Consider the following 19,528-nt stretch of genomic DNA (forward strand, 5'->3'; position numbering starts at 1 on the left):
AACGCTCTAGCCCTCAGCTGAGCCAGAGGAAAAGCCCCAGCACCCCGGCGATCGCAAGTGTCTGCGGCAGCACGAACCCACGCCAGACCAGCCCGCCCGACGCGCCCAGCGTGCGGAACAGAAACAGGGTCCAGACGGTGTTATAGAGCAGATGTCCGCCCAGCCAGACCGGCAGGAATCCCGCCACGTCGCCACTGCGCGCGGCCAGCCAGAACAGCGCGATCATCGCGCCGTTCCCGATGGTCTCAAAGACAAAAGCCGACCGCTGTGCGCCCACGGTATCGAAAAGCCGCCCGATCCAGCCGACATAGGCCAGCACAAATGAATAGCAGAACACCGCCGCCAGCGTCGGCGCGAGGATATCCCCGCCGCCCAGCACCGGCTCGAGCCACGGCAAAAGCACGAAGGCGAGCGCGGCCCCGGCCCAGAGGACCGGCAGGCCGAACCGCGTAAGCGCCCTCCATGCGCGAGCCAGCTGGCGCACCGACGCCTCGGCGCTTTGCAGTGATGCCTGACGGAAGAACAGCAACGACAGCCCCCATGCCACCAGCTGCACCGGCAAGCCGACGATGCGCAGCACCAGAAAGAACGTCGCGACGAAATTGGCCCCCAGCGCGGTCAGCACCAGCACCACGCCGCGCCCGGTCAGGAAATCGGTCAGCGTCGTGGGCGTGCGGTAGAGCACATAGCGATAACCCCGACGCAGCGTCTTGAAAATCTGCGTCAGGTTGAGCACGGGCCGGATGGGATGGCGCGCAAAAAGCGCGGGCAGGGCGGCGAGGGCCGCCACCCAGAACACGTCGCCCGGACGTCCGGTCAGCAGGAACGCCCCGCCCCCCAGCGCCATCGCCGCTGCGAGGATCAGCTGGATCGACGCCGCCAGCGCGTTATTGCCGGTGCGCAGATGGACCGCACGCATCAGATCTGCGGTGCCCAGCGACAGCATGAAGGCCCACAGCGGCAGCGCCAGCGCCCCGGCCACATAGCCCAAACCCCATGACAGCGCGATTGCGAGTGATCCCAGCACGATGAGCAGTGTCAGGATCACGCCGGCATCGCCGCGTGCGCGGTCGGTCTCGGTATCGGCGATCATCTGGTATTGCAGGTTCAGCGGTCCGACGGCGCCGCCCATCTGCGCGAAGGTCATCGCCAGGAAGAACTCCGCCGCCTGCACGTCGCTCGACCACCAGCGGATGGCGACGAACACCATCGCCGCCACGGCCTGATAGATCAGCGCCCCCGCCGACAGCAGGACCGCGCCACCGACCAGCCGGCGAGATGTCATGCCCCTGCCATCGCGTCCGGGTAAAACCCAGCCCAAGTGTCGGGAATGAGGTCATGCGCGGCGAGCGCGTCGCGCAGCGTCTCAAAGTCGGGGCAGCTCAGCACGATATGGCCGAAATAGGTATGGGCCGAGAACTCGAACGGGACAAAGGCCCCGCGATGCACGACGTCGGGACGCGCCTGCGCCAGCGCCTTGGCGCGGCGCAACGTTTCGGTGTCGCGGATCATGATCTGCAATACCGACCGACGCGTGATTTGCGGCGGGCTAAAGGGCCGGGGCAGCATCGTATCGACGTATGCGCCGGCGAAATCCGCGCCGCAACTCTCGGAAACGAGCTGATTGTAGCCCATGCGATTGGCGTAATCGAGCACGTAGATCTCGTTGCCGGCAATACCGGGGCGCAGGCTGCCATCGCCGTATTTTTCATCCGAGAACCGGCTTTCGCAATGCCAGCCACCGACCGTGACGCCGAAGGCCTTGAGCGCCTCTTCAACCCGTTTTTCAAGCCGCGCGCGTTGTTCTTCGGGGATGGGCGGATTGAACAGGAACCAGGAGGGCGGAAAATAGGGCGCGGCGTTCTGATAGTATTCCTCGACCACCGTCAGGATGTGGAATGCGCCGTCGCGCGCCACGCCCTCGACATCGAATTGTCGCCCGTCGATATAGCTCTCAAGCATGATCTGGCCGTCGATATCGGTATCCTGGGCGACCTTGTCCCAATAGGCCTTGTCGTTGCGGAACGTGTCGAGACTGTCGAGATACTGCACCCCCATCGAGGAGGTGCCGACATCGGGCTTGGACACCACCGGAAAGCTCAGCTTGGAGCGGCCGTCCTCGGGCAGGATTTCCCAAGGCAGGTTCGCCAGCCCGGCCCGATCGAGGCTGGCGTGAAGGTCGATCTTGGAATTCGAGCTTTTGACGGCGGCGTTCCCGACCGCGGTCACGCCGAGGGTCTGGGCCAGATTGTTCTGCATCGGTAGCAGGCGGTTCTTGCCCTCCAGCAGGATCGCCTCGGGAGCATAGCCGCGTGCGGTCTCAAGAGCCTTGTCGAAATCCGTGACGCAATCGATCCGGTGGTAATGATCCATGTAGCGCGCTTCGGCGAAGGGCAGTTCGGCGCAGAACACCACCACCCGGTAGCCACGTGCCCGCGCCGCCGCCGCGACCCTGGCCGATGATCCCTTGGAGCCGAGCGAGAGCACGATGACCGCGGGCTGTGCGCGCACGGTGGGGTCCAGCCGCCGGCGCAGCAACTGACCCATGCCACGGACCAGAAAGAGATAGGACCGCACGCGGCGCAGGGCATTGCCGACGGATACGGACAGGGCTTGGTTTGCCATGAAGCAGGGGCCTTTCAGGAATAGGAGGCGCGCCGGACGGGGTCGGATCCGGGCCCGGAGCGGGCAGCGGTCTGCGCGGTGCCGATGCCCACCTGCCCGCTGACGGTGCAATAGAGCAGGGCGATCAGGTAGCCGTTGGTCAGCATCCCGGAAAACAGATCGGCACTGGTAAAAATCGTGTAGCTCGGGACCGCGACGATGGCGGCGGCGAAGGCCGGGTCGGTGCGCGAGATCCGGCAATTGTCCACGTAGGCCGCCGCCAGCCCCATCACGGCGCAAAACGCCGGAATGCCGACATAGCCGAAATGCATGAAACCGGTGCCGAAAATGCCGGTATTGGCATGGGCCGCCTCAGTGCCGAAGAGCGATACGCCAACAATCGTCTGATAGGGGATCTGGAACGGATAGTCGGACAGGAAGGAAAACACGCTGTGCGAATAATAGACATGCCCGAGCTCCGAGAAGATCTCGTAATAATTGTAGTTCAGCATGACCGGTACGAAGAGCGTCCGCCGCACCAGCAGGGAGGACAGCGAAAAGCTGTCGAAAAGGACGATTTCGAGCCAAGCCAGCACGATGACGGCGCTGATGGCGAGGAAGAGGCCGCTAAACTCTGTTCGCCGCCGCAGGGTCAGGAACACCAGCAGGGTGATTAACGGATCGAACAGGATGCCCTTGCCGGTCAGCACCAGGAAGAAAAGCAAGGTCAGCCCGGCAAGGGCGAGGACCATGAACCAGCGTCGCTGCGCGAAAAAATAGATGATCAGGAATGGCATGATGACCGAATGGGTCCAGGACTGCATGTAGATCAGCAGGGACGAGCTCATGTTTTCGGTCACGTCGGCGCGCACCGAATAAAGATCGAACAGCAGCGCCGAGATCGAATTGATGCGAAATTCCTGGAGCATCATCAGCGTCACTAGCGCAACAAAGACAAACGAGATGAAGATGACGGAGCGCATGCCGAGCTTGATCGAACTCCCCAGCCGGACCGGGAACCGTCGGGTCAGATCGTAGACGAGAAACCCAGCGAAGACGATCAGGATGTAGAGATAATCACCGCCATGCATCACGTAGAAAGCCAGCGCCGGAATGATCGTGGTCAGCGCCATCAGCGTCACGGTGAAATCGGACGGGCGGCGGAATCTGGGCAGCAGTGCGACCAGGATCAGAACCATCGGCAGCGCCAGAACATATCGCACCAGGATGCCCGACGCGAGGGCGTAGAGCGAGCCGAAGTAAGGTGCGATCAGCCACTGCATTGCGGCCAGACACAGGTGATAATAGAGCAGCGTCGTTAGAAGTTGGCGCACCGGGATACGCATATCCCATGTGGACAGGGGGGCGGCGGCGTTCATGCGGAGGCCCTGATGCGCGGGGGCATGCCGGTGGCAACTGCCGAAGGGGCCTTTTGCACCATGTCGTGCCAGAACCCCAGGTTCAGCACCCGCCAGACCCAAGGGTGCGCCAGAAGGGCATCCCGGTCGCCAAGGGCTTCGAAGCGGCGGCGCAGACGGTCCCAGTCGAGACCCGCAGGCAGGTCCATCCCGCCGGCCTGTTCCACGAAGTGATCCAGAACCGGCCCGTTCATGCGCGCGATATCCGGGCGGAACCCGATCTTGTCGCGGCGCATCCGGATCTCTTCGGGCACGAGGCCGCGGATCGCTTCGCGCAACACGCGCTTGGTCTGGCCATCGGGGCCGATCAGCATCGTCTCGGGCAGGGACGCGCAGGTCTGCGCCAGCCCCGCGGTGAGGAACGGCACCCGGCTCTCGAGCGAAACATGCATGGAGTTGCGGTCCTCGTAGCGCAGCAGCTCGGGCAGGCCGTAATGGGTTGCCGCCTCGATCAGCGTCCGCTTGAGATAGCTCTCGCCCGGTCCCCAGCCATCGGCGCCGGGCGCGAACATGCGCGCGCGTTCCAGCAATGCGGGTTCGATCCAGTCATAGGGTGCGCGGCGCGCGGCGGTTTGGCGCATCCGGCGTGACGCGGCGCGGGGCAGAGCATAGCGTGCGAGATCGCGCAGGATCGCCCCCCGCCCGCTTGCGACCCATGCGGGTCCTTGGCGCAGCAATTGCCGGGCGGCGCCGACCTGTCCGGTGCGTAACAGCGACAACAGCCGTGCACCTGCATAGGGGGCATACCCACCAAGCAGCTCATCCGCGCCCTGACCGTCGAGCATGACCTTGATGCCGGCATCAGCGGCCAGTTTCATTACCCGGAACTGGGCGTAGATCGACGTGGTGCCGAAGGGCTCGCCCTGTGCGCGCAGCAATGCGGGAAGGTCATCGACCAGATCCTTGGCGCGCGGTCGCACCTTGTGCTGAGAAGCGCCGACATGATCCGCGCAGCGATCGATCCAGCGTTCTTCGCTCCATTCCTCGGTTTCGGGCAGAAAGCTGAAGGTTTTCAGCTCCATGTCCGGTTCGAGGTGGTGGATCGCTCCGGCGATGGCCGAACTGTCGAGCCCGCCCGACAGCGCCACCCCCAGTGGCGCGTCCGAGCGCAGATGCAGCCGGACGTTCTGCATGAAATGCTCGCGAAAGACCGCGACGGCATCCTTTTCGGGAACCGTGTGTTCGGGGAGGCTCAGTTGCCAGTAGCGGTGGCGGTCGGGGGGCTGGCCGGTATGAATATCCAGCGTCTCATGGGCGCCACCGGGCAGCCTGCCGATCCCGGCAAAGAAGCTGCCGCCGTCATGTTCCTGCCCGCCCGAGAGCAGATATTGGGCGAGGCGTGTATCGTCCGGCGCGCGGCTGACACCCGGCAGCGCCAGCAGGGGCCAGACCTCTGAAGCGTAGGCGCGCCCGCCGTCCCAGTCGGCGTGAAACAGCGGCTTGATGCCCAGCTGGTCGCGCCCGGCGAGCGCGGCGCCGATCTCGCGATCGTGCAGCACGAAGGCGAACATGCCCTCCATCCGGCTGAGCGCCATATCCGGCCCCCAATGCAGGATCGCCCTGAGCAGCACCTCGGTATCACCTTCGGTGCGAAAGCTGTGGCCGGCGCGGATCAACTCGGCGCGCAGTTCGATATAATTGTAGATCTCGCCGTTATAGACGAGCACATGACGGCCGTCCTCGCTCTGAAACGGCTGGTTCGAGCGCGGATCGAGGTCAAGGATACTGAGCCGTACATGCCCCAGCGCGACATGCGGGCGCGCGGGCAGCGGCGCGGTATCGGGCAGAGCGGCGCCATCGGGCGCGAAAAAGCGCACCGCTGCAGCGTCAGGTCCGCGGTGGCGCAGCTGACGCAGCAGCAGCCGGTGGTCGAGCGCGACCTCCCCCGTCCTGTCGAATATGGCAAATAGCCCGCACATGGCTCTCTCTTGAGCCCTTAGACCAGCGTTTTCAAGGTATCTGTAACGGTTTCAGCGGCGTCCGGGGACATTCGCCCGGTGAGGCCGAAGGCGCTCTGGAACCCGTCGACCTCATAGCCCCCTGCGGCCAGGCAGTCGGGTGGCGCGAAATAGGCCGTCGGCCCCGCCGCATAGCCGGTCAGGATCGCTCCGGGCGGCAGGAACGGGGCGAGGATGGGCTGCCATTCGGCCAGCGGCTCACCGTTGAGAAAGAGGATCGTCTGCCCCGCGATATCGAGCCGGGTCAGGATCATCGGCATGGCCGGATCGCCCGCACGGAACACGGATGTGGTTTCGGTGCGCCTGAGGCGCAGCGCGAATGGGCCGAAAAGGGTGCCGGAGACGGTTTTTGGCTGCAACCGGTTCCATGCGGCGATCAAGGTCGCGCACCATGCCGCATAGCTGTCGGGGGTAAACCCGCCCAGCCCGGGGATCAGGGGCAGGCGGCTCAGCAGGGCGCGCCGCCAGGGGGCGCGCAGCGGCGGATGACGCGGCACCGCGGGAATGACGGAGCCGGACAGACCGGGCAGGAAGCTGATCGCGGCCTCCGGGTGGCTGAGCGACAGGCTGGCGCGCAACGCGCCGGGGAAATCCGCCGAGACTGCCCGCATGTCGGGGTAGAAGGCGGGGTGCGCCGCAAGGCACCACCAGATCGCGGCCGGCCCGTCGGGCGCGTGAAAGGTCAGCGCGTGCAGCATCGGATCGCGCGCGCCTTGCGGGTTGTGTCCGTAATGGCAGCCATAGCGCAGCCGCCCCGCAGGGCGGTCGAAATAGAGCCCGACCCGGCGCCGGTTGGTTGTCGCGGGCCCCGGACCGCTGGCGCGCGTGATACGCTCCACCGGGCGCCACGGGCCGGATGCATTCAGGGACGCAACCGTTTGTCCGAGCCGTTGAACGACCTCCGCGCGATACTCTGGCGCCGGGGTGCTGCCAGTGATGGCGGTTGCGTTCAGCGACGGCGCACCGTGGGTATGCGATGCGACGAGGATCATGCACCGGGCGTCGATGAGTCCAGCAGCGCGAACCACAGCCCGCTCGAAGGCGGTATCGGCGAAAAGCGTGTCGCAGGAGATCAGCCAGACCGGCGGGGTGCTTGCGTCCGCCGGGCGCAGCCCGGTGATCGCCGCCTCCAGCGTGCCGGGGACAGGTATGTCCGACACACCGCGGCGTGCGGCATACCCGGCCAGCGGCACCGGTGCGGCGGGCGTAATGTCGACCCGTGCCGTGGCGATCTCGAGGCCCGGTACGCTCATTCGCGCCCCGATGCCTTGTGATCGGCCAGCGCCCTGTCGTACAGCGCCAGCAGTTTCTCGAAATCCGCCTCCCAACTGAATTTCGTGACCCGTGCGCTGTTCTGCGCGCCGATCTCGGCGGCGCGCTCCGGGGCCGCCAGCAAGGCGTGCAGCCCGGCGGTGATCCCCTCGGGGCCGGGGGCCACATAGGCCCCGATCCCGTCGCCGACGAGATCCTTCCAGAACGGGAAATCCGAGGCCAGAACCGGCAGGCCCGCCGCCATGTATTCATAGAGCTTAGTCGGCTGCGACACCCGGTAGCGCGGCAGATCGCGCAGCGCGCAGATGCCGATCTGCGCGCAAGCGAGCAGGCGAACCACCTCGGCGCGGGGCTGGCGGCCGTGGATCTGCGTATATTGCCAGCCCGGCATTGTCTGCATTTGCGCCAAAAGGGCTGCGTCGATCGGGCCAACCAGATCGAAGGTGAGGCCGGGATGGTCTTTGGCCAAGCCGGGCAGGGCGGTCAGGATATCGGTGATGCCGCGCTCCTCTGTCACCGCGCCGACATAGATCAGACGCGCCGGCCGGACGGTCGGATCGGCCGCGGGCTGGCTGTCGAATTCGGTCAGGCTGGGGAAGTTCTGGATGAGGGCGGTGCGCGCGGGCGTGAAATGGCCCTCGATGTCGGGTGTCGCCGCCGCAACCCAGCCCAGCCGCTCCATTCGTCTCTCGAGCCACGCGATCCCGAAGGACAGGATCCGGCGCAGCGGCGCGGGAATCCACGCCCGGTTGCGCAGCGAGGCGCGGTAATCTTCGTGCACATCATAGACTACCGCCGCGCCACGCCGCGCTAGCGCGATACCGTGCGGCAGCAGTTCGGGGTCGTGGAAATGATAAATGTCCGGATCGAGCGCCTCGGCCGCGCGGCGCACGTCCCGCGCCGTCCGCCAGAATCGGGAAAACCGCCCAGTGGGACGCGGCAAAGGCACCAGCGTCACACCGTCGGGGGTGTTCGCGGCGCCTTCGGGAGCGCGGCAGACCAGGAACACCTCATGCCCGGCGGCGGCCAGCGCGCCGCATTGCTTGGTCACGATACGGGTGTCATGCGCCTCGTGACCGCTGGTCATCTGGGCGATGCGCAGTATCCGGCCGGTTTTGTGGTCAGAGGTCATGGCCGTGGTCATGTCCGGGCCAGCTCCTCGACATAGGTGACATAATCGGCCAGCACGCGGCGCGTGTCAAAATGTGCATCGAACGCGGCGCGGGCCGGGGGATGTTTCACCCGGTAGCGCTCCGCATCGATCGCGATCTGCGTCAGAATGGCGCCGAGACCGGCTACGTCGCCGGTGGGATAGGGGATCACGGTGCCGGTGCCGTCCAGCAGGCGCGGCACCTCGCCGCCGAGATTGGTCAGGATGCGCATCGACCCGGCGCAGTAATCCACCACCTTGTTGGGCACCGAATTGCGGAAATCGAACCGGTCGAGATAACACAGAAGCCCGATATGCGAGGCCTCGGTGAGCGCGGCGAGCCTGTCGGCCTCGACCCATCCGGCGTACACGACATGCGGCGCGCGCGCGGCCAGCGCCTCGATCTCGGGTACAAGGCTGCCGGTGCCACAGAGGATCACTTCGATCTCGCGCGCGACCTTGGGGGGTAGGGCGTCCAATGCGGCCAGAAGGGTGCGCCCGTCGGTTTCCGGCACGAGGGAGCCGGACCAGACCAGCCGGGTTTTGGGCGCGTCCAGATCGACACCTTTGGTGCGCCACCAGGCGCGCGCGGCGCTGCGGGTGGTATCGTCCAGCTGCGGCGGGGTCATCGACTGGTGAAACACCCGGTCCACACCCGTCCCGCCGAACCGGTCACGCGCCCAGTCGATCATTCCCTGGCTGAGCCCCGTCACACCGTGCGCGCCGCGAAACGAGCGGCGTCCCATGCGCTCATAGCGCAGCAGGAAACCGTTGGTGCGGAACGGCAGGATCGTGTTCAGCTTGGCGTAGATAATGTCCGGCCAGAGGTCGCGTATGTCGAGCACGACTGGGATACCGTGCTGCGCGCCGAACCGGACAGCGGCATCGGCCAGTTCGATTGTGGGCCAGGACGCGACGATGAGGCCGGGGCGCGCGAGGGTCGGGGCGTGGCGCGCGAACCCGCGTGCGAGCTGTGCGTGATCAATCAGCCGCGCGGGGCCGATATGACGCCGGTAGCCCAAAGAGTTCAGCAGGAAAATGTCGGGCGAGGCGACGGCGTCCGAAGCGGGAGTGTTCCCGGTGCCGGGGATGAGCGTGTCGCTCGGCGCCGCGCGCATGGATTTCTTCTGATGGTAGAACCGCGCGCTCCACCAGGTGACGTCATGCCCGGCGGCAAGAAGCGTGCGAACCATCTGGCCCGAGCGCAGGAAACGGTCCTGCGCCTCTTCGGGGAGATAAGGAATGGGCTCTCCGGTCTTGATGACCCAGATGCGCATGGGCGACGCGGGACTGACGGGCCTCAGCCCGTCAGCGGCTTTCGCATTTCAAAGGTGAACATCCACGCCAGACGCTGCACCATCGGGATTTTCTCCAGCACCCGGTCCAGACCGTTCAGAACGGGCAGCATGAAGCCCGGCAGGTGCGGCGCCGCGATCGCGGTGATGTGCCAGAAGCGGATGTCTGGAACCTCGAAATACTCTCCCATCTTACGCACGTCCTTGAGCGACAGGATATGCGCTTTTTCCCATTCGGTGCGCAGATCGGGGGTGCGCATCCGGTAGAGCTTGATCGCGGGGTTGTAATCGAGCGCCTCGATCGACAGAACCTTGCCGCCCGGCGCGGTCACGCGGAACAGTTCGGGCCCCGCATGATCAAGATCAAGATGGTGCAGCACGCCCGAGCAGATCGTGCGTTCGACCGAGCCTTCGGGCAGGCCGGTGTTTTCCGCATCTCCCAAGATGAACAGGATGCGGTCGGCCACGCCTTCGGCCTCGGCGCGTTTCTGTGCTACCTTGAGCGAGCTTTCAGAGATGTCGATGCCGATGACCAGATCGGCCCCCGCCTTGGCGGCCTTGATCGAGGTGCCGCCGACGCCGCAGCAGTAATCAAGCACGATCTGGCCTTTGCATTCGCGTTCGATCCAGGCGTTGGTGTAGTCCGAACAGGCGCGCACGGCCTTGTAGTATTTGCGGTTGGTATAGACCGCCTCATAGGTGTCCATCGCTTTGTCGGCCTTGGCCTTTTCCATTTCTTCGTGTTTCTTGTCGTGAAACTCGCTTTCGAGGCGCTTGCGCTCTTCCTGAGAGGTCAGCCAGGACTTGTCGTTGCGCTTGTCCGCGGCATTCGCGAAATCGCGCATCTGATCGACGGAATAGCTACGGGTCATTGCAATTCTCAGTATATGTCCGGATCGGATTGAGGGCTGTTAACAGCTTATGCAGAGTCGAACCAGAGGCAAATCGGAGCCTTCCAAAGTGTTTCGCGAAAACCCCGATAGCGCTTTTCATGACCGGTGTGACCGATGCGGAGAAACTACCGGCACGGGGCCGTCGATCAACCGATCTTCCGCTTGCCGCGCGCTATCAGAGTGATCCGCCGTCCCAGTTTCATCAAGGGATACGCGACCTTGACCAGGGTCGGGTTCTTGAAGACCGTTTTGCTGGCCAGCCCCCAGAGCCCCTTGTCTTGCGAGGCAAGTGCGAGCATGTGAACGGCATCGGCGCCAAAAAACAGCTGATTTCCCGCCTTGAAGAGCATACCTTCATTTGGTTCGAAGCCGTGGTCGCGCAGGGCCGATATGAGATCGGGTGCGTCCCGCACGTTCACGAGAGCCAGCGACCCGAGGGTCGAGCGCAGGCTCATCACGCGTGCGAAATCGTTGCAATAAATGCAATCCCCGTCAAAGAGGATCGCATTCTCCTGCGGGATCAACGCCGCGAGGTCAGGGTAGGCTGCGATGGAATGGCCTGTATCAGTCACGATCATATACCTCGTCGACCCGCCAGCGGCAGGTGTCCTTGATCATAAATGGCGCCTGAAGGCCGTTTTTCCATACGACATCGGCCATCATCAGGCAGGCCTGCGCATCTTGGCCGCTGGTGACCTCGACCAACGTTCCCGTCGTCCGGTCGAGACGGCGCAGGACGATCCTGTCGATATCGTCAGCGGCCGACCCCGTGGCCACCGGATTGCCCGCCCCGTCGATCTCGACCGACAGGGAATGCCCCTTCAGGGTAAGGGTGGTGAAGCCGGCCGCAACCAAGGGCAGACCATGCCCGGACGTATAGCGGAACACGCCCCGCCATGCCCCGATGCCTTCCGCATTTTCGGGCACGCGCCGGCAGAAGCTTTCGGTTCGGTGTTGCAGGCAGTCAAGGAGCAATGCGCTGCGGGCATCCCCGGATATCGCATCCAGCACAGAATAGCCGGCAGAATTCGTGTTTCCGGATACGCGGTTTGCATAATGGCAGGCTTGATCCAGCCCGCAGGCAGGATCAAAGACCATCAGGCCGCGTTCGGGATAGTAACTCTGATCGCCATTGCCGTAAGGATAGCTGTCATAGGGCAGTGCATAAAACGTGAGGTGGTCGAAAAACGGATAGAGGTCCAGCTTCTTTGGTATCACCAGCGACAGTACCATCAGCGCATAAAGCCCTAGGTAGAGCGGCAGCACCCCCCACCATGTCTGAGCCGAGAGCCCCCCCACCGGCGTCGGGGTATCGAGCCGCGCCACCTTTCGGGTCAGGAAATAATCCCAGTCGATGAAGACGGTGCCGATGAAAAGCCACCAGTACCATGGCCACAGGTGACCCATGAACGCCCAGAGCAGGACAACCCCGCCGACGAACACGGCGCCCTCGAAGGCGCGGGCAAAGGGTTTGTGTGCGCTGAACAGCACGAGGATGGGGATCGCCTGCATGGCCAGGTGTCCCCAGCTCGAAAGGGTCGTCAGCGCCGGGATTTCCTGCACCAGGCTCACGTAGCCGGGTTTCTGCAAGGCGGAATGGACCGGCTCCCACGCGATATCCAGACTGTTGGTGAAATGGTTGGACGTCACCCAGGACAATCCGCCGAACACCATCTTCATGAAGAACGCGCCAAAATAGAACAGGGCCAGAAATACCTGCGAAAAGAAGATCGGGCCGTAAGGGCTCAATGGCACGCCGTTGGCCCGGTTTCCGACAAACCAGTGACCCCGCATGTCGCGCAGCAGGAACGGTATACCGGCGAGGATGATGGGAACCTCGCCATGTGACCAGAGCGGTGTTTGGCTCTCGTAATGCGAGACGAGGTAGAGCGCCAGCGCCCAGGCCCCCGTGAATGAAACACGGCTGAACAACCCCAGTGTGGTCAGGGCCAGAAGCGCCGCTGCCAGCCCCGTGTAGAGACCGGGCCCAAAGTCCAGAAACGGGATCACCCGGTCGATCAGCTTGGGATATTGCGGCAAGGCCTGGGTGAAAAGATCGCTGCGCAACAGGCCTTCGTCATAGATCAGGGCAGTATACTTCAAGGTCACCAAAAAGAACGACAGGCCTAGTAGGATGCGCGCCATACTGGTCGCACGTGGCACTGACCGGTTCAGGATGCCGTAAATATATCCACCGCCTGTGATGCGTGCTTTCGGCGTTTTTTCGAACGCCACGTAAAGGCCAAGCAGGAGGGCAAAGAACGTCAGGGAAAACAGGGACGACAACAGGATTTGGGCGGGATCTGCGTGCAGGTTTCCAATCATCACGTAGCGGATGAACACCGGTTGGATCGCTCCCAAAAGCAGGAATCCAATCCCAACGAGCATAATGATCCAGAGCGACCGTCTGGAAAATAGAGATGCTGACGTGACGGCCATATTATTGTTTGCCTTGGGTTTATATTTCTGGCGTTAAAGCGCTTTAGCCCGCCCCGCCTCCCAGCGCGGCGATCACCCGGTCCTGCGCCTGCGGTTCGAGATAGGGATGCATCGGCAGGCTGAACACCTCGCGCGCCGCCGCCTCGCTTTCGGGCAGCCCGGCTGGATCGCGGGGAAACCCGGCATAGGCGGTCTGCGCGTGCAGCGGGCGGGGATAGTAGATCACCGAGGGGACGCCCTGCGCCTTGAGCGCCGTCATCGCCGCGTCGCGCGCGCGCGCGCCTTCGGCCCGCAGCGTGTATTGCGCCCAGATCGAACGATACCCCTCGGGCACATGCGGTGTGATGAAGCGGTTATGCAGCGCGGCCGTATAGCGCGCGGCGACCTCCTGGCGCGCTTCGATCTCGTCTTCGTAGATCGCCAGCTTTTCCAGCAGGATCGCCGCCTGCAGCGTGTCGAGCCGCGAATTCACCCCGATGCGGACGTTGTCGTATTTCTCGCGCCCCTTGCCGTGGATGCGCAAGGAATCGAGCAGCGCGGCGAGTTCGCCGTCATCGGTGAAGAGCGCGCCGCCGTCGCCGTAGCACCCCAGCGGCTTGGCCGGAAAGAAGGACGTGGTGGTGAGCGCGCCGAACGTGCCGGTCATGCGCCCGTCAACCGCGCCGCCAAAGCCCTGCGCGCTGTCGCCGATCAGGGTGACGCCCTGGGCATCCGCGATGGCCTGCAAGGCGGGGTAGGCGGCGGGCAACCCGAAGAGATCGACCGGGATCACCGCGCGGGGCGCGAGGCCCAGCTCGCGCGCGTGCGCGATGGCGCGCTCGAGGCTGGCGGGGTCCATGGTGTAGGTCGCGCGGTCGATATCGACGAAGACCGGCGTGGCGCCCGTGCCCGGCACGACCTCGGCGGTGGCGGCGAAGGTGAAGGAGGGCGCGAAGACCGCGTCCCCCGGCCCCACCCCCAGCGCCATCAGCGCCAGTTGCAGCGCGTCGGTGCCGTTGGCGCAGCTGACGCAATGTTTCGCCCCGCAGAATTCGGCGAGCCGGGTTTCCAGCTCGGCCACCTCGGGGCCCATGATGTATTGCCCGCGCTCCAGCACGCCCGCGATGGCGGCATCGATGCGGTCGCGGATACGGGCCTGTTGCGCGGCAAGGTCGATGAACTGCATCAGCTTTCCTCCGCCGGGGCCAGCGCCCCGTCCGTCTCCACGTAGCGCTCGTTCGTGCGCGGACAGACGAGATCGGCGCCCAGCACCTCGCCCGCGCGGCTGACCCAGCCGATCCGGCGCGCCGGCACGCCGGCCATCAGCGCGTAAGGGGCCACGTCGCGCGTCACCACCGCGCCCGCGGCGATCATGCAATATGCGCCGAGGGCGTGGCCACAGACAATGGTGGCGTTGGCGCCGATGGTCGCGCCCCGCCCGACATGGGTGCGCGCGAATTCCTCCTTGCGCTCGACAAAGGCGCGGGGGGTTGTGACGTTGGTGAAGACGCAGGACGGCCCGCAGAACACGTCGCGTTCCAGCGTGACGCCCTTGTAGAGCGCCACGTTGTTCTGCACCTTGCAGCCATCCCCGATCACCACGTCCGGCCCGGCCATCACGTTCTGGCCCAGCACGCAGTTGGCGCCGATCCTTGTGCCCGGCAGGACATGCACGAAATGCCAGACCTTCGTGCCGGCGCCGATGGCCACATCAGTGTCTATATAGGCGCTTTCGTGGATATGGGCGGTGGGGTCGATCATCCCAGCACCTTGGCGATATCGGGGTGCTGTTCGCTCTTTCCCGGCTCCAGCGGCGCGGTGCGAATATGGCTCACCAGCTCGATCGACGGGCGCACCACGTCGAGGCCGTAGCCGCCCCCGTCAAGGATGTTCTGGTAGCTTGCCGTGTGCAGGTCGGTGAAGCCGCCGGAAAACTCGATCTCCTCACCATCGACGGTGATCGAGCGGTGCGTGGTCTGGCCCGCAGGCGTGTGCGCGGGCAGATGGTCGCGGTTGATCGACAGCACCCAGCGCACCCGTGCGCGCTCGAATTCAAGGTAGCCGGCAGAGGCGTCCGGGCCGCGGTGATGCACGATATTGGCCGTGTTCGGGCCGAAGATGAAAGACAGCATGTCGTAGAAATGCACCCCGATATTGGTCGCGATGCCGCCCGATTTATGGGTCAGCCCCTTCCAGGAGGCATGATACCACGCCCCGCGCGAGGTGAAGTAACCCAAGTCCACGTCGTAGATCTTGTCGGGGTCGCCCGCGCGTACCTTGTCGCGCAGCGCGACGATCGCCGGGTGCAGGCGCAGTTGCAGGATCGTGTTGATCCGCCGCCCGGTCTCGGCCTCGAGCGCGGCGAGCTCGTCGATCTCGGAGGGCTCCAGCACGAGGGGCTTTTCGCAGATCGCGTCGGCGCCCATGCGCAAGCTGAATCCCATATGCGCCTTGTGCAGGTAGTTGGGGGAACAGATGCTCACGTAATCGATCGGCGTTCCCGCGCGGCGCAGCCCGTGCACGTGGTTCTCGAACTGCTCGAACTCGGTAAAGAAGGCGGCGTCGGGGAAATGGCTGTCCATGATGCCGACGCTGTCGTTGATGTCATAGGCGATCCGCAATGCGCCGCCGGTCTCCTTCATCGCCTTGAGGTGTCGCGGCGCGATGTACCCCGCGGCGCCGATCAATGCGTAACTGGTCATGGCTTGCTCCTTCAGGCGCGGATCACGGCGGAATCGTCTCTGAACCGGCCCCGCGTGTCGATCAGGACAGGGGCGTGCGCGCGGATCATGTCATAGTCGAAATCGCTGTGATCGGTGAGCAGGATCACCGCGTCCTGCGCGTCCAGCGTCTCGGGCGTCAGGTCGACCGAGGACAGGTCGAAATCATGTTCGCGCATCTCGGGGAAGACCGGCACGTTGGGATCCGAATAGGCCACCTCGGCCCCCCAGTCGCGCAAGAGCTCCATCACGAAGACCGAAGGGCTTTCGCGCATGTCGTCCACGTCGCGTTTATAGGCGATGCCGAGCGCGAGCACCTTCGCGCCGTTCAAGGACTTGCCGACCCCGTTCAATCCGCGCACCGTCTTGTCCAGCACGTAGCGCGGCATGGCGGCGTTGATCTCTCCGGCGAGCTCGATGAACTTGGTGTGCAGCCCGTATTCGCGCGCCTTCCACGTGAGGTAGAAGGGATCGATCGGGATGCAGTGCCCGCCGATGCCGGGACCCGGGTAATAGGCGGTGAAGCCGAAGGGCTTGGTCGCCGCCGCGTCGACGATCTCGAAGATGTCGAGCCCCATCGCGTCGGTCACGACCTTCAGTTCATTGACCAGCCCGATATTGATCGAGCGGTGGATGTTCTCCAGCAGTTTCACCATCTCGGCGGCCTGCGTGGAACTGACCGGCACCACGCGATCGATGAACGCGCCATAGAGCGCCTCGCCGGCGGCGCGGCAGGCCGAGGTATGCCCGCCGACGACCTTGGGGATGGTGCGGGTCTCGAAATCCGGGTTGCCGGGATCCTCGCGCTCGGGCGAGTAGACGAGGTGGAAATCCTTCCCCGCGCTCAGCCCCGCATCGGTGACATAGGGCAGCAGCAGTTCGGCGGTGGTGCCGGGCCAGGTCGTGCTCTCGAGGCTGAGGAGCTGGCCCTTGCGCAGATGGGGCGCGATCATGTCCATCGTGCCGGTGACGAAGCTCAGATCCGGCTCGCGCGTCTTGTCGAGCGGCGTGGGCACGCAGATAATGAGCGCGTCGCATTCCGCGGCGCGCGAAAAATCATCGGTCGCCTCGAAGCCGGCGGCGCGCATCGCGGCGATGTCGGTGTCGGGAATATGCCGGATCGGGCTCAGCCCATCGTTCAGCCCGGCCACGCGGGCGGGCAGGATGTCAAAGCCGATGACGCGCAGGCCGACATCCGCGATGCGCAGCGCCAGCGGGATGCCGACATAGCCCAGGCCCAGGATGCCGATGGTGGCGGTTCTGTCGTCGATCTTGCCGATCAAATCCATTGGCAGTCATTTCCTTAAAGTGATCGGGCTGCTGAAAATACCACCCTTTTCAGATTGGTGAAGCAGTTACCAGCAACCCGCGCTGCTGTCGATTAGCCAAATCGGGGTTCGTCAATGGCGTCACGAGGGGAACAAAAAGCGTGTTGCAATGGCCCAAATCCGGGCAATCAGACGCGGCACAGTTTGCGCCACAGCCGTTGGCAATCGGCGGGTTTTGGGGGACAAGCAGGGAAGCGAACCGACCAGGGGCAGACACATGACACGCGTCTTCATCACCGGCAGCGCCGGGTTCATCGGCTTTCACCTCGCGCAGTTGCTTCTGGAAGAAGGGGCCGAGGTGCACGGCTTCGACGCGCTGACCGATTACTACGACGTCACGCTGAAACAGGCGCGCCGCGCCATCCTGCAAGGCTATGCGGGCTATTCCGACACGGTGGCGATGCTCGAGGACATGGAGGCGCTGCAGGCGGCCTGCGACGGGTTCGCCCCCGACGTGATCGTGCATCTCGCCGCGCAGGCCGGGGTGCGCTACTCCCTCGAGAACCCGCGCGCCTATATCGAGAGCAACGTGGTGGGCGCGTTCAACGTGATGGAATGCGCGCGCGAGGCCCGCGCGGGCGGCGGTCTGCGCCACCTGATGATGGCCTCGACCTCATCCGTCTACGGGGCCAATACCGACATGCCCTATGCCGAAGCGCACAAGGCCGACCTGCCGCTCACCATCTACGCCGCCACCAAGAAGGCGAACGAGGCGATGGGCCATTCTTACGCCCACCTGCACGACCTGCCCACGACGATGTTCCGCTTCTTCACCGTCTACGGCCCCTGGGGGCGGCCCGACATGGCGCCGATGAAGTTCACCAGGCGCATCCTCGCCGGAGAGCCGATCGACGTCTACAATCACGGCGAGATGTGGCGCGACTTCACCTATGTGGATGATCTGGTGCGCGGCATCCGCCTGCTGATGGACGCGCCGCCCGGGCGCCCCGCCGGCGCCGGCGACATCGCGCCGGGCGACAGCCTGTCGCCGGCGGCGCCCTGGCGGGTGGTCAATATCGGCAATTCGCAGAAGGTGAAGCTGACCGATTTCATCGCCGCGATCGAGGCGGCGGCGGGGCGCCCGGCGATCCGCAACGACATGGAGATGCAGCAGGGCGACGTGCCCGCCACATGGGCGGATGCGGCCCTGCTGCACCGCCTCACCGGGTACCGCCCCGAAACCGACGTCGCCACCGGCATGGCCCGCACCGTCGCCTGGTATCGGGATTATTACGGGGTTTAGGGCGCGACACGCCTGCGCTACCCCTGCGTCACCATCTCGATCCCGTGGAACCACGGCGCGGCGGAGGCGGCGCCGCTCAGCGCGTGGATGCGGTAATGGGTGAAGCCCTGCATCGGGAAGGCGGGCAGGGTGACCACCCCCGCCTCCATCATGTCGGACCACGCGACAGGGCCCGAAACGGTGAGCCACTCGCTCGCCGGATCGTCGGTGGCGCGGATCACCGTCTTCACGTCGCCGGTATGGGGGGTCGAGAAATGCAGGCGGAACCCGGTGACCTGCCGCGCCTCGGCCAGCGCGAGCTGGATGTGCTTGCCGCTCTGGTCGGAGCCGTCGGAATAGACATGCTGGCCCATCGTGCCGTCGACGAGGCGTTGCAGGTTGCCCCCCGCGGCATTGGCCATGCCCCAGGTCGCCGAGACGGTGATGCGCGCGCGCCGGTCGCCCGTGCAATAGGGGCCGTCCCAGCGCGCCGCGTTGCCCGGCAGGGTGACGCGCCCGCTGGCGGCCTCGGCGCGCAGCGCGCCGTGAAAGGCGGCGCCGTCATCGCTCACCTTGATCTCGAAATCGTCCGACCCGGTCGTGCCCATCTCGGCGCGCCCGGACCAGCCGGTCTGGAACAGCAGGCTGGCGGTGTCGGCGGCGGCGGCCTTGTTCACCTTGAGCTGGTGGCCCGCGCCCGCATGGGTCAGCAGCACCGCCTCGGAGGCCACCGCCAGCCGGTTGGCGGAATCGGCGGTGGTCGCGACGCCGATCAGCGGCAGGTTCTGGTGATCGCCGCCCGCGTCGCGCCAGCCGGTCCCGTCATGCAGCCGGAACGCGCCGGTATCGGCCACGAAGGCGCGCCAACCGGGCTGCGGCGCGAGAAACACCCAGGCGCCGCCTTCGCGCAGGGCCAGCGCGCCCTCGGCCTGCCCGGACCAGGCGCCGCTCGCCCCGGCGGGCAGGATATAGCGCGCGCCTTCCTGCGGCGCGGCGGGCGGCGCGGCCTGCGTGGCCGAGCTCACCGACAATTGCACCAGCGCGTCGAGCCGGCGCAGCGCCTCGTTATGGGTGACATGCTTTTGCGCCTGGGAGGGCTGGATGTAGGGCAGGTCGAGATGGGTGGAATTCTGGGTGAAATCGGACATGCAGAAGGGCTCCCGGCATCTGGCGTGACGTATCCGTTTGATCCTTGTGCGCCAATGCTGTGCAGAGCCTTACCAGCCCGCGCGCTTACCTTAATGCCGGGC

Annotated in this window: 16 protein-coding genes; 1 reads left to right on the forward strand and 15 read right to left on the reverse strand. The window is 65.1% G+C overall.

Annotated features, from left to right (window positions below; genetic code table 11):
• Positions 1-13 precede the first annotated feature (13 nt).
• From D6850_RS18280 to D6850_RS18345, 14 genes are all read right to left on the reverse strand, one after another.
• Positions 14-1,285, reverse strand: a complete 1,272-nt coding sequence (locus tag D6850_RS18280; protein ID WP_121169059.1) for a hypothetical protein — start codon at positions 1,283-1,285, stop codon at positions 14-16.
• Entirely contained in the window at positions 1,282-2,625 is a 1,344-nt protein-coding gene (locus D6850_RS18285) for an ATP-grasp domain-containing protein (protein WP_121169060.1), read from the reverse strand. The genes D6850_RS18280 and D6850_RS18285 overlap by 4 nt, the downstream gene beginning before the upstream one ends.
• Positions 2,626-2,639: 14 nt before the next feature.
• On the reverse strand, positions 2,640-3,983 hold the full coding sequence (locus D6850_RS18290; protein ID WP_147438936.1) for a hypothetical protein: 1,344 nt from the start codon (positions 3,981-3,983) through the stop codon (positions 2,640-2,642).
• Positions 3,980-5,941: an asparagine synthase (glutamine-hydrolyzing) gene (asnB, locus tag D6850_RS18295; protein WP_121169062.1), complete on the reverse strand. Its 1,962-nt coding sequence runs from the start codon at positions 5,939-5,941 to the stop codon at positions 3,980-3,982. Before asnB ends, D6850_RS18290 begins: the two co-directional genes overlap by 4 nt.
• 17 nt (positions 5,942-5,958) lie before the next feature.
• On the reverse strand, positions 5,959-7,233 hold the full coding sequence (locus D6850_RS18300) for a hypothetical protein (RefSeq protein WP_121169063.1): 1,275 nt from the start codon (positions 7,231-7,233) through the stop codon (positions 5,959-5,961).
• Complete coding sequence (locus tag D6850_RS18305; protein WP_121169064.1) at positions 7,230-8,396, reverse strand: glycosyltransferase family 4 protein; 1,167 nt, start codon at positions 8,394-8,396, stop codon at positions 7,230-7,232. The genes D6850_RS18300 and D6850_RS18305 overlap by 4 nt, the downstream gene beginning before the upstream one ends.
• Positions 8,393-9,679: a glycosyltransferase family protein gene (locus D6850_RS18310; protein WP_121169065.1), complete on the reverse strand. Its 1,287-nt coding sequence runs from the start codon at positions 9,677-9,679 to the stop codon at positions 8,393-8,395. Before D6850_RS18310 ends, D6850_RS18305 begins: the two co-directional genes overlap by 4 nt.
• A gap of 23 nt (positions 9,680-9,702) precedes the next feature.
• Positions 9,703-10,569 (reverse strand): class I SAM-dependent methyltransferase, encoded by an 867-nt coding sequence (locus tag D6850_RS18315; RefSeq protein WP_121169066.1) that lies wholly within the window; start codon positions 10,567-10,569, stop codon positions 9,703-9,705.
• Positions 10,570-10,736: 167 nt separating this feature from the next.
• Positions 10,737-11,168, reverse strand: coding sequence for a DCC1-like thiol-disulfide oxidoreductase family protein (locus D6850_RS18320; RefSeq protein WP_121169067.1), 432 nt, complete (start codon positions 11,166-11,168; stop codon positions 10,737-10,739).
• A complete protein-coding gene (locus tag D6850_RS18325; RefSeq protein WP_147438937.1) occupies positions 11,155-13,029 on the reverse strand; it encodes a hypothetical protein in 1,875 nt (624 codons plus the stop codon). The genes D6850_RS18320 and D6850_RS18325 overlap by 14 nt, the downstream gene beginning before the upstream one ends.
• 43 nt (positions 13,030-13,072) lie before the next feature.
• Positions 13,073-14,194 (reverse strand): DegT/DnrJ/EryC1/StrS family aminotransferase, encoded by a 1,122-nt coding sequence (locus D6850_RS18330; RefSeq protein WP_121169069.1) that lies wholly within the window; start codon positions 14,192-14,194, stop codon positions 13,073-13,075.
• A complete protein-coding gene (locus tag D6850_RS18335) occupies positions 14,194-14,769 on the reverse strand; it encodes an acyltransferase (RefSeq protein ID WP_121169070.1) in 576 nt (191 codons plus the stop codon). Before D6850_RS18335 ends, D6850_RS18330 begins: the two co-directional genes overlap by 1 nt.
• Positions 14,766-15,710, reverse strand: coding sequence for a Gfo/Idh/MocA family protein (locus tag D6850_RS18340; protein ID WP_121169071.1), 945 nt, complete (start codon positions 15,708-15,710; stop codon positions 14,766-14,768). Before D6850_RS18340 ends, D6850_RS18335 begins: the two co-directional genes overlap by 4 nt.
• Before the next feature lie 11 nt (positions 15,711-15,721).
• Positions 15,722-17,017: a nucleotide sugar dehydrogenase gene (locus D6850_RS18345; protein WP_121169072.1), complete on the reverse strand. Its 1,296-nt coding sequence runs from the start codon at positions 17,015-17,017 to the stop codon at positions 15,722-15,724.
• Positions 17,018-17,273: 256 nt separating this feature from the next.
• Here D6850_RS18345 and D6850_RS18350 point away from each other — a divergent pair, with 256 nt between their 5' ends.
• Positions 17,274-18,299 (forward strand): NAD-dependent epimerase/dehydratase family protein, encoded by a 1,026-nt coding sequence (locus D6850_RS18350; RefSeq protein ID WP_121169073.1) that lies wholly within the window; start codon positions 17,274-17,276, stop codon positions 18,297-18,299.
• 17 nt (positions 18,300-18,316) lie between these two features.
• Here D6850_RS18350 and D6850_RS18355 read toward each other — a convergent pair whose 3' ends face one another.
• The gene (locus D6850_RS18355; RefSeq protein ID WP_121169074.1) at positions 18,317-19,426 is read right to left on the reverse strand and encodes a DUF2793 domain-containing protein; all 1,110 of its coding nucleotides are present in this window, start codon (positions 19,424-19,426) and stop codon (positions 18,317-18,319) included.
• Positions 19,427-19,528 lie beyond the last annotated feature (102 nt).

It is taken from the genome of Roseovarius spongiae (assembly GCF_003651245.1).
GTDB lineage: Bacteria > Pseudomonadota > Alphaproteobacteria > Rhodobacterales > Rhodobacteraceae > Roseovarius > Roseovarius spongiae.